Source organism: Phyllobacterium sp. 01N428, from assembly GCF_056399405.1.
In genome coordinates, this window is sequence record NZ_JBFTRH010000009.1 from 208,880 (window position 1) to 219,985 (window position 11,106).

Genomic DNA, 11,106 nt, shown 5'->3' on the forward strand with positions numbered 1-11,106 from the left:
AACCGGCGATCCGCACATCGCGCAGGGCTTAGAGAGCTTTGACTTTTACCTTGGACGGCTTTTCAATCTTGAGCGGGTTGCGAAGCGGCAAACCGAACGCCGGCGCTTCGATTTCGAAGATGTCGCCATTTTCTGCCTTCACACCATCGGCAAAAGAGAGCGTGGCCGTCCCGAACATATGCACATGAACATCGCCGGGCTGGCGGAACACGCCGTATTTGAAATGATGGTGCTCGAGATTGTCGATTGTGTGGGACATGTTGTCCTCGCCCGACAGGAACGGCTTCTCCCAGATGGTCTTGTTCTTGCGCAATATGCGCGACGTTCCGCGGATATCAGCAGGCAGGTCGCCGACGATCAGTTCTGGACCGACAGAACAGGGCCGAAGTTTGGAATGGGCCAGATAAAGGTAGTTGACGCGCTCCATGACGTGATCGGAGAATTCGTTCGCGAGCGCAAATCCGATGCGAAACGGCGAGCCGTCAGGGCCGATGACGTAGATACCAGCGATCTCCGGTTCCTCGCCCGCATCGTCAGCGAAGGCGGGCGACAGGAGTGGCTCGCCCGGTGCCGTCAGCATCGATCCGTTGCCCTTGTAGAACCATTCCGGCTGCACGCCGGTCTGGCCCTTCTTGGGTTTGCCGTTGTCGAGACCCATGCGGAACATCTTCATCGAATCGGTCAGCGTCTCTTCCTTGGCGTCGCCGATCTTGCGGTGCATTGCGTCGCGGGTCGCCGCGGAACCCAGATGCGTAAGGCCGGTACCTGTGAGGTGGATATGCGCCGAATCATGGGTGTCGATCGGGGCAAGCAGGCGGCCCTCCCGATAGGCCGCTTCGACGTCTACCTTCTTGCCGAGGCCGCGCCTCTCGACAATTTCTGCGATGCTGGTCTTGGCCTCAATGGCAGCATGGGCGAGTTCGAGCACAGACTTTGTGCGCTTTATGTGCCGGAACTCATCGCCAAGACGCGCGGCAACCTGCCGCTTTCCATTGGCATTGATCAATTGAACCAGATTCAAGGCTTTCCTCCCGCATATTTGGGTATATGAATTATAGGTCCCACACATAAGCGGCCGAACCTTCTTCCAAAAATAATATAATAGTATTATATTGATGTAAACGGCTTGGCTGGCTTATGCCGAGCGTCGCCGCAGGGGGTCGCGACATTTTTTCGACACGTGTAAAGGCCTATTTCAAAAGTAATACTTTTGCGATAAGTGTTGTGCGACCCCGCTCTGGGAGGAACTGGTTCGGTGCAGAAAATCCAACGGCTGAGGCTCGGATTGCCACATCGAATTTGATGGAAAACTGGGAGGAACAGACGTGAAAATCCTGAAACTATTTGCTGCAAGCCTGCTCGCATTGAGCGTGATGGGCGCGCAAAGCTTTGCTGAGGACAAGGGCACTGTCGGCATTGCAATGCCAACGAAATCCTCGGCCCGCTGGATCGCCGATGGCGACAACATGGTCAAGACGCTGAAAGAGCGCGGCTACAATACCGATCTGCAGTATGCGGAAGACGATATTCCAAACCAGCTCGCCCAGATCGAGAACATGGTCACCAAGGGTGTCAAGGTTCTGGTCATCGCAGCGATCGACGGTACGACCCTGTCGAATGTCCTTCAGCAGGCACATGATGCCGGCATCAAGGTCATCGCCTACGACCGTTTGATCCGTGACAGCCCGAACGTCGACTACTATACCACGTTCGACAATTTCCAGGTTGGCGTGCTCCAGGCCTCGTCTCTGGTGAAGGCACTTGGACTGCCGGACGCAGCCGGCCCGTTCAACATCGAACTCTTTGGCGGTTCGCCTGACGATAACAACGCCTTCTTCTTCTACAATGGCGCAATGTCCGTCCTGCAGCCGCTGATCGACAGCGGCAAGCTCGTCGTACAATCTGGCCAGATGGGCATGGACAAGGTCGGTACGCTTCGTTGGGACGGCGCCGTCGCCCAGGCGCGCATGGACAACCTTCTCTCGGCCTACTACACCGACAAGAAGGTCAATGCCGTCCTGTCGCCCTATGACGGTCTGTCGATTGGTATCCTCTCGTCGCTGCGCGGCGTCGGCTACGGCACGAAGGATCAGCCGTTCCCGTTCGTTTCCGGTCAGGATGCGGAAGTACCGTCGGTCAAGTCGATCATTGCCGGCGAGCAGTATTCGACCATCTTCAAAGACACGCGTGACCTTGCCAAGGTAACGTCCAACCTGATTGACGCCGTTCTGAAGGGCGATCAGCCGGAAATCAACGACACCAAGACGTACAATAACGGCGTCAAGGTCGTTCCGGCCTACCTGCTGAAGCCAGTCGAAGTCGACAAGTCCAACTGGAAGGAAATTCTCGTTGGATCCGGCTACTACAAGGAAGACCAGGTGAAGTAATCAACCGAACTGAAGCGAACCCTGCGCCTTACCGCGCGGGGTTTGTTTTCTTGACAAGTGGCTTTGGCGGAATCCGGTGGTAATGCACCGCAAAGCCCAATAAAAATGCAAAGGGAGCGATGCCGGACCAGCGGTCGCAAGGGCATCGATGAGGACCTTGATGGATACTATCCTCGAAATGCGCAACATCACCAAGACGTTTCCTGGTGTGAAAGCGCTCAACAATGTCAATCTCAATGTGCGCAAGGGTGAGATTCACGCGCTCGTCGGCGAGAACGGCGCCGGTAAATCGACGCTGATGAAAGTGCTGAGCGGCGTTTATCCGCATGGCAGCTACGAGGGCGAAATCCACTACAAGGGTGAAGAACAGCACTTTCGCGATATCGCCGACAGCGAAAGGAAGGGCATCATCATCATCCACCAGGAACTGGCTCTGGTTCCCTTGCTGTCGATTGCAGAGAACATTTTCCTCGGCAACGAACCGGCAAAATTCGGCATCATCGACTGGCATGTCGCAGAATCGCGTACCCGCGAACTCCTTGCCAAGGTCGGGCTCAAGGAAGATCCGCTGACGCTGATCACCAATCTCGGTGTCGGCAAGCAGCAGCTTGTCGAAATCGCCAAGGCGCTTTCCAAGGAGGTCGAGCTGCTCATTCTTGATGAGCCGACCGCGAGCCTCAACGAAAAGGACAGCGACGCGCTGCTTTCCCTCCTATTGGAATTCAAGGCGCACGGCATCTCCTCGATCCTGATTTCGCACAAACTCAATGAAGTCGGTAAGGTTGCCGATCGCATCACCGTCCTGCGCGACGGCGCGACGATCGAGACGCTCGACAAGAAGGACATTTCCGAGGACCGCATCGTAACCCTGATGGTCGGGCGCCAATTGGCGGATCGCTTTCCGACGCGGGACCCCAACATCGGCGAGGTGGTGTTCGAGGTGAAGGACTGGGTCGTTCACCACCACATCCATGGCGACCGAACCGTCGTCAACGGCATCAATCTCAATGTGCGCAAAGGCGAGGTCGTCGGCATTGCCGGGTTGATGGGCGCAGGCCGCACGGAGTTCGCCATGAGCGTCTTCGGCAAGGCCTACGGCCAGAAGATCAGCGGCGAGGTTTTCATCAAGGGCAAGAAGGTCGATGTCTCGACGATCGGCAAGGCGGTCGACAACGGCATTGCCTATGTCACGGAAGATCGCAAGACCTACGGGCTCAACCTGATTGACCATATCAAGCACAACACGACGATCGCCCATCTCGACGGCGTATCGAAGAATGGTGTCATTGACGACATGGCCGAGCTGAAAGTGGCGAATGAATATCGCCGCAAAACCAACATCCGCTCGTCGAGCATTTATCAGAAGACGGGCAACCTTTCCGGCGGCAATCAGCAGAAGGTGGTTCTGTCGAAATGGCTCTTCGCCAATCCCGAACTTTTGATCCTGGACGAGCCGACGCGCGGTATCGATGTCGGCGCAAAATATGAGATATATTCAATCATCAACCAATTGGTAAGCGAAGGCAAAAGCGTCCTGATGATCTCGTCGGAAATGCCGGAGCTGCTTGGCGTCTGCGACCGGATCTATGTGATGAACCAGGGCAGGCTCGTCGGCGAAATGCCGGCAAGCGAAGCCACCCAGGAAAAGATCATGCGCGCCATTATCCGTGCTGAAGGGAAAGCATCATGACTATCGAAACAGCAGCAACGCAGGGAAAGAAGGATTTCAAGACCGACGGATCGGCCGTGAAAGGCAATTTCCGCGAATACGGTCTGGTGCTCGCCCTGATCCTCATCATGATCTTCTTCCAGTTCACGACGAACGGAACGCTTTTCCGACCGGTAAACCTGACGAATCTGGTGCTGCAGAACAGCTATATCATCATCATGGCGCTGGGCATGCTGCTCGTCATCGTGGCAGGGCACATCGACCTTTCGGTTGGCTCGGTCTCGGGATTTGTCGGCGGGCTTGCCGCCGTGATGATGGTGCAGTGGCACATCCACTATATTCCCGCGACCATCCTTTGCCTGATCATGGGCGGCGCCATCGGCGCGGCGCAGGGCTATTGGGTCGCCTATCACAAGATCCCGTCATTCATCGTGACGCTCGCCGGCATGCTTGTCTTCAAGGGCCTCGCACTCTGGCTGCTCGGCGGCCAGTCGGTAGGCCCATTCCCGCAGCAATTCCAGCTTTTGAGCTCGGGTTTCATTCCCGATGTTTTTGGCGGAACGACCTTTAACATAACCTCGATGCTCATCGGCATCGTCCTCGTCGCGCTCATGATCTATTTCAGCATTCGCGGACGCGCCAAGCGTGAGAAGCATGGCTACCAGGGTGAGCCCTTTGCGCTCTTCGTTGCCAAGAACCTGATCATTGCCGGCATCATCCTTTATTTGACCTATCTGCTCTCGTCCTATAAGGGGCTCCCCAACGTCCTCATCGTCATGTCGCTATTGATCGCGCTCTTCGTGTTCGTGACCAAGCGCACGACCATCGGGCGGCGTATCTATGCCATGGGCGGCAACGAAAAGGCGGCGAAGCTTTCGGGCATCAAGACCGAGCGGCTGACGTTCTTCACCTTCGTCAACATGGGTGTGCTTGCGGCTCTCGCCGGACTGATTTTCGCGGCGCGCTTGAACACCGCAACGCCGAAGGCGGGCCTCGGCTTCGAACTCGACGTTATCGCGGCCGTATTTATCGGCGGTGCTTCGGCGATGGGTGGTGTTGGCCAGGTCATGGGGGCGGTGATCGGCGCCTTCATCATGGGCGTCATGAACAACGGCATGTCGATCATGGGCGTCAATATCGATTGGCAGCAGGTGATCAAGGGACTGGTTCTCCTCGCCGCCGTCGTCTTCGACGTCTACAACAAGAACAAGGCATAGTCGCTTTTCTGAAAACAATAGTCGACCGGCCGTGCAAGGGTGCGGCCGGTCGTTGATAGCTCCGGCATGCCCCGCCGCATTTTGACTATTCGTCACGGGGGATGCATGAATGTGAACGATCCTGGCCAGGGAGGTGGCCATCGTGCACGCAAAATCTGATTTTCCCGACTTTGGACTGACCGAATCCGAACGGCGTGAAGCCGTGCTCGGCCACTATTACGAATATCCGGGAATGGATGGCGATCGCGGCGAAATCTGGTGCTACACCGACGCATGGTCCTATGAGCCGGGCGCACGGGTGACGCTTTTCGTCAGCTCGACGGCGCCGACCTTCGCTATAGAAATCTTCCGCGATGGTGCCTCTGTCGAGGTCGTCTTCGAAGCCGAGAATATCCGTGCTTACTGGCAGGAAACCCCGGATCAATGCTCGGTCGAAGGGTGCGGCTGGGAGGCGGCATTTGATTTCAATATAGGAACGGAGTGGCCGTCCGGTGCCTACCGGGTGCGATTGACCGCGGAGGGCCGCAAGGGCGCGCCCATCGCCTGCGACCATCTGTTTATCGTGCAGCCGGCGCCAGGGAGAAAGGCCGGCCGCATTCTCCAGGTCGCAGCCAGCGGAACATGGGCTGCCTATAACAGCTGGGGAGGCTCCAACCACTATCAGGGCATAACCGGCCCGGAACGCAATCAGTTTGCGCCGATTGTGAGCATGGAAAGACCGTTCGGTCGCGGTTTCGTGCGCCTGCCCGCGACAGCCCCGCGGGTGCCGCTCGAAATCACGCTTCCGCCTGCGACGGTGCCCCGCTATCCGCACATGGAGTGGGCCTATGCCAACGGTTATTCCAAGAAATATGCCTCTGCGGGCTGGGCCAGTTACGACGGCCACTTTTTTCGCTGGGCGGAGAGTGCAGGCTATGGTGTCGATCTTGTCACCCAGCACGAATTGCATTTTTCCCCCGATCTGATCGGTTTCTATGACTGCGTCGTCTTCGTCGGCCATGACGAGTACTGGACCTGGGAGATGCGCGATGCGGTTGACGACTATGTCGATTGCGGCGGCCGCGTCGCCCGCTTTGCCGGCAATTTCATGTGGCAGACCCGCCTCGAGAACGCCGGCAAGCGTCAGGTCTGCTATAAATATCGCGCCCGCGCCGAAGACCCCTTCTATCACGCGGGCGATATTCGCCGCGTCACCAATTCATGGGAGGCGAAGGAAATCGGCCGCCCTGGCGCCGAGACCTTCGGCCTTAATGCCACGTATGGACTTTATGCCGGCTGGGGCGGCTGCGCACCGCGCGGCGCGCGCGGATTTCCGATTTACCGGCCGGAGCATTGGGCTTTCGCGGGGACGGGCATCTACTATGGCGACGTCCTCGGTGCAGATAGCCACATTTTCGGCTACGAGGTTGATGGCCTCGACTACGTGATCCGTCACGGGCTGCCGGAGCCGACCGGCGAAGGCAACCCGCCGGAAGGATTGCAGATTCTTGGCCTTGGTCTCTCCTCGCTCAAGGAGGAAAGCGCAGATATCCCTGCGGACGCCCAGTTCCTCGGCGACGAGGATGCGCTCTTCGTCGCCGATGTTCTTGCCGGCAATCATGGCGATGCGGCCGTCGAGCGCTACAAGCGCGGCGCTGGCATGATCGTAAACTTTCCGCGCGGCAAGGGCGAGGTCTTCCACGCCGGAACCTGCGAGTGGGTTTCCGGGCTCTTGCGCCGCGATCCAATGGTCGAACGTGTCACTGCCAACGTCCTCGACCGCTACCTTCAACGATAACAACGGAATAAAGATGTCCAGCCAGCCAATGCCGAAGATCACGCCTGCACCGCGCGCCGCCTCGCACCTCTTCTACCAAAGCCGCCTGCGGCGTCCGCTCGTCGACCGGGCCGAGGGTATTTACCTGTGGGATCAAGCAGGCAACCGCTACATCGACGGTTCGAGCGGCGCCATGGTGGTGAATATCGGCCACGGCAATCGCCATGTCATCGAGACGATGAAGAAGCAGCTCGACAAGGTCACGTTCGCATATCGGCTGCATTTCGAGAACGAGCCCGCCGAAGATCTCGCGCGCCGCATCTCGGCCTATATGCCGGCTGGCATGGACAAGGTTTTCTTCGTCTCCGGTGGTTCGGAGGCAGTGGAATCCTGCCTGAAGTTCGCCCGGCAATACGCGCTGGCGATTGGCCAAAGCCGGCGCTGGAAGGTCATATCGCGTTTCCCCTCCTATCACGGCGGCACGCTCGGTGCGCTTGCGGTTACGGGCTATGCGGCGCTGACCGATCCATTCCGGCTGATGATGAAGGAAATGCCCAGCATTCCGGCGCCCACAACCTATCTCGACCGCGATAACTTCTCGATGGAGGAACGCGGCCTGCGCTACGCCGACAAGCTCGAAGAAGCGATCCTCGCAGAAGGGCCGGAAGAAGTCCTCGCCTTCATCATGGAGCCGATCGGCGGCGCATCAACCGGCGCGCTCGTCGCACCGGACAGCTATTACAGCCGGATTCGCGAGATTTGCGACCGCTACGGCGTGCTCTTGATCCATGACGAAGTCATGAGCGGCGTCGGCCGCACCGGCAAGTTCCTCGGCGGCGACCACTGGAATTGCCGGCCGGACCTCATCGCCCTGTCGAAGGGTTTCGGCTCCGGATATAGCCCGCTCGGCGCCATGGTAGCACCCTCGCGCATGGTCCAGCCGGTGCTTGACAATGGCGGCTTCCAGCATGGCTATACCTATGCCGGAAATCCGCTGGCCTGCGCTGCCGGCGGCGCGGTTCTTGATGAAATTGAGCGGCATGATCTCGTCGGCAATGCCGCGGCCATGGGCGAACTTCTCAAGGCCGAGCTCGTTGCGCTGGCCGCCCGCTATCCGTTCATCGGCGATGTGCGCGGCAAGGGCTTGCTTCTCGCAGCGGAATTCGTCTCCGACAAATCGACGATGCGGCCATTGCCGAAGGAGAAGAATGCCTTCCAGCGCGTCGTCGACATCGCATATGATAAAGGCCTCATCATCTATTCGCGGCGTACGCGCGGCGGAGTCGAGGGCGATCATTTCCTGGTATGTCCGCCGATGATCACTACCCGCGACGAGATCGCGGAAATCGCAAATATTCTCGACGACACGCTGCGCCAGCTCGCAAGTGAACTCGATCTTCCCGCTAACGGTTGAGGGCGATATGGCGAGGAAAAAAGTCATCATCACATGCGCGGTCACCGGTTCGGTTCATACGCCGACCATGAGCCCGTATCTTCCCGTCACGCCGGACGAGATCGCGACGCAGGCCATCGATGCGGCGGAGGCGGGCGCTTCGATCCTGCATCTGCATGCGCGCGATCCGCAAAGCGGCCGGCCCTCGGCCGATCCGGGCGTGTTCATGCAATTCCTGCCGCGCATCAAGCAGGCCTGCGATGCGGTCATCAATATCTCGACCGGCGGCAGCTCGGTTATGACGCTCGACGACCGCCTCGCCGCGGCGCTCCAGGCCGAACCGGAAATGTGTTCGCTCAATATGGGCTCGATGAATTTCGGGCTTTTTCCTGCTCTTGACCGCTACACCGCCTGGCAGCACGACTGGGAGCCGCAGCTCCTCGAAGCGACGCGCAGCACCATTTTCAAGAACACGTTCGCCGACATGGAGGATATTTTGAAGCGGCTCGGCGAGGGCTGTGGCACGCGCTTCGAGTTCGAATGCTACGATGTCGGCCATCTCTATACGCTTGCCCATTTCCGTGATCGCGGGCTTGTCGCGGGACCGCTTTTCATCCAGTTCGTATTCGGGGTCCTCGGCGGTATCGGGGCTGATCCTGAAAATCTTACCCACATGAAGCGTATTGCCGACAAGCTCTTCGGCGACAGCTACGATTTCTCGGTGCTGGCAGCGGGTCGTCACCAGATGCCGATGATTTCGATGGCTGCCGCGATGGGTGGCAATGTGCGGGTAGGCCTCGAGGACAGCCTCATGCTCGGGCGCGGCGAACTTGCTCGGTCCAATGCGGATCAGGTGCGGCGCATCCGGACGGTTCTCGATGCCCTGTCGCTCGATGTAGCAACGCCGGCCGAGGCCCGCAGCATGCTCGCCTTGAAGGGCGGCGACCGGGTGGCCTTCTGATGGCGCCGGTGTCCATTCGCCTCGCCGAGGCGAGCGACGTGCAGCTCTTGCATGATGCGATTGTTGCGATGGCACGGGGCATGGGGTCTGAAGCGCGGGTGACGAGTTCGCCGGAGGATCTTGCGCGCTACGGTTTCGGCGACAAGCCTGCTTTCGAAACGCTTATCGCCGAGATTGGCGGCGCTTTTGCCGGCATGTGCCTGTACTTTCGAAGTTTCTCAACCTGGCGCGGCAGGCCCGGCATCTATGTTCAGGACATTTACGTCGAGCCGGCCTTTCGCGGCAGCAGGGTCGGGGAGCGCCTGCTTAAGTCGGCTGCCGCCCGCGCCCGCGAAAACGGTGCCGCTTACTTGCGGCTTTCCGTGGATACAGCCAATCTCGGCGCCCAGAATTTCTATGGCCGCCTTGGCATAGAGTGGTCGCAAGCCGAACATATCCACGCCATTTATGGCGATGCCTTCATCGCACTGGCGGAACATGAAATCGACGAGGAGAGGCGATGAAAACGTTCTACGCGGAAGAGCAGCGGCGTCACGACCCGAAGGGTTTCCTTTCGAGCGGCGCGCCGCAGCCCAATCCGGAAAAACCCGAACGTATCGATCGCCTGCTTGCCGGCGCGCGGGCCGCAGGTTGCAGTATTCACCACCCGTCCGATCATGGTCTCGCCCCGATCGCAGCGGTGCATTCGCCGGAATATCTCGAGTTCCTGCAAAACATCTATCGGCGCTGGCAGATGATCCCGGGTGCCTCGCAGGAAGTCATTCCGAATATTCACCCCATCGATCGCTCCGGCAGCTATCCGGCCTCGGCGGTCGGCCAGGCCGGCTACCATATGGCCGACACGTCCTGCCCGATTTCCGCGGAAACCTTCGAAAGTGCCTGCTGGAGCGCCTGGAGCGCGGTGGAGGCAGCCGCAACGGTGATGTCGGGTGAACCAGCCGCCTATGCCCTCTGCCGCCCCCCCGGTCATCACGCCTTCGCCGACGTTGCCGGCGGGTTCTGCTTCATCAACAATTCCGCCGTCGCCACGCAAGCGCTGCGCAAGCATGCTGATCGCGTGGCCATTCTTGACGTGGATCTGCATCATGGCAACGGTACGCAAGGGATTTTCTATGCCCGAGCCGACGTCCTTACCGTGTCGATCCATGCCGATCCGGTGCGCTTCTATCCATTCTTCTGGGGCTATGCCGACGAGCGCGGCGAGGGGGCAGGGCTCGGCTACAATTACAACCTGCCGCTGGCACGCAAATCCGGCGACGATATATTTCTGGAAGCTCTCGACTCCGCATGCCGGCGCATCGAGGCCTTTGCACCGCAGGCGCTCGTCGTCGCGCTTGGCCTTGATGCCTTCGAGGGCGATCCCTTCGGCGGGCTTGCGGTATCCACCGCGGGATTCGCAAGAATTGCCGAACGCATCGCGGCGTTACGCCTGCCTTCCGTCATCGTTCAGGAGGGCGGTTACCTCTGCGATGCGCTTTCCGACAATCTCACCTCTTTCCTGACGGGCTTTGGTTCGATGCGCTGAAGCGGCCGGACGTTTGGTTAAGAATGCGTTTGCGCCAGGCATGAAATTGCGCTTATCCACAGGGTTGGGTGGTGGTTGGAAAAAGTTTTGAGAAATTGAAAAAGGCGTGTTGACAGTTTTGTTGGGTGGGGTCTATATACCGGCACAACGAGGGCGGGGCGCCGCTGGCGGTTGCTGAATGCGCCCTAAGGTTTGCAG

At 59.0% G+C, this 11,106-nt stretch carries 9 protein-coding genes; 8 read left to right on the forward strand and 1 reads right to left on the reverse strand.

All coding sequences use genetic code 11. The features are described 5' to 3' along the window. Positions 1-28: 28 nt before the first annotated feature. The gene (araD1, locus tag AC1DNI_RS20535) at positions 29-1,021 is read right to left on the reverse strand and encodes an AraD1 family protein (protein ID WP_477693224.1); all 993 of its coding nucleotides are present in this window, start codon (positions 1,019-1,021) and stop codon (positions 29-31) included. A gap of 352 nt (positions 1,022-1,373) precedes the next feature. Between araD1 and chvE the strand changes: the two genes are divergently transcribed. The 8 genes from chvE to AC1DNI_RS20575 all read left to right on the forward strand — a co-directional run bounded on the left by chvE (position 1,374) and on the right by AC1DNI_RS20575 (position 10,908). Then, entirely contained in the window at positions 1,374-2,387 is a 1,014-nt protein-coding gene (chvE, locus tag AC1DNI_RS20540; RefSeq protein WP_153670454.1) for a multiple monosaccharide ABC transporter substrate-binding protein, read from the forward strand. 157 nt (positions 2,388-2,544) lie between these two features. Next, positions 2,545-4,077, forward strand: a complete 1,533-nt coding sequence (mmsA, locus tag AC1DNI_RS20545; protein WP_477693225.1) for a multiple monosaccharide ABC transporter ATP-binding protein — start codon at positions 2,545-2,547, stop codon at positions 4,075-4,077. Next, a complete protein-coding gene (gene mmsB, locus AC1DNI_RS20550; RefSeq protein ID WP_027232827.1) occupies positions 4,074-5,273 on the forward strand; it encodes a multiple monosaccharide ABC transporter permease in 1,200 nt (399 codons plus the stop codon). The genes mmsA and mmsB overlap by 4 nt, the downstream gene beginning before the upstream one ends. Before the next feature lie 139 nt (positions 5,274-5,412). Continuing rightward, positions 5,413-7,050: a N,N-dimethylformamidase beta subunit family domain-containing protein gene (locus tag AC1DNI_RS20555; protein WP_477693238.1), complete on the forward strand. Its 1,638-nt coding sequence runs from the start codon at positions 5,413-5,415 to the stop codon at positions 7,048-7,050. Positions 7,051-7,063: 13 nt separating this feature from the next. Further along, complete coding sequence (locus AC1DNI_RS20560; RefSeq protein WP_477693226.1) at positions 7,064-8,443, forward strand: aminotransferase family protein; 1,380 nt, start codon at positions 7,064-7,066, stop codon at positions 8,441-8,443. A 7-nt stretch (positions 8,444-8,450) separates the two neighbouring features. Further along, positions 8,451-9,383: a 3,5-dioxohexanoate:acetyl-CoA acetone transferase gene (gene kce / locus AC1DNI_RS20565; protein ID WP_477693227.1), complete on the forward strand. Its 933-nt coding sequence runs from the start codon at positions 8,451-8,453 to the stop codon at positions 9,381-9,383. Beyond that, positions 9,383-9,886 (forward strand): N-acetyltransferase family protein, encoded by a 504-nt coding sequence (locus AC1DNI_RS20570; protein ID WP_477693228.1) that lies wholly within the window; start codon positions 9,383-9,385, stop codon positions 9,884-9,886. Before kce ends, AC1DNI_RS20570 begins: the two co-directional genes overlap by 1 nt. Continuing rightward, the gene (locus AC1DNI_RS20575; protein WP_477693229.1) at positions 9,883-10,908 is read left to right on the forward strand and encodes a histone deacetylase family protein; all 1,026 of its coding nucleotides are present in this window, start codon (positions 9,883-9,885) and stop codon (positions 10,906-10,908) included. The genes AC1DNI_RS20570 and AC1DNI_RS20575 overlap by 4 nt, the downstream gene beginning before the upstream one ends. Positions 10,909-11,106 lie beyond the last annotated feature (198 nt).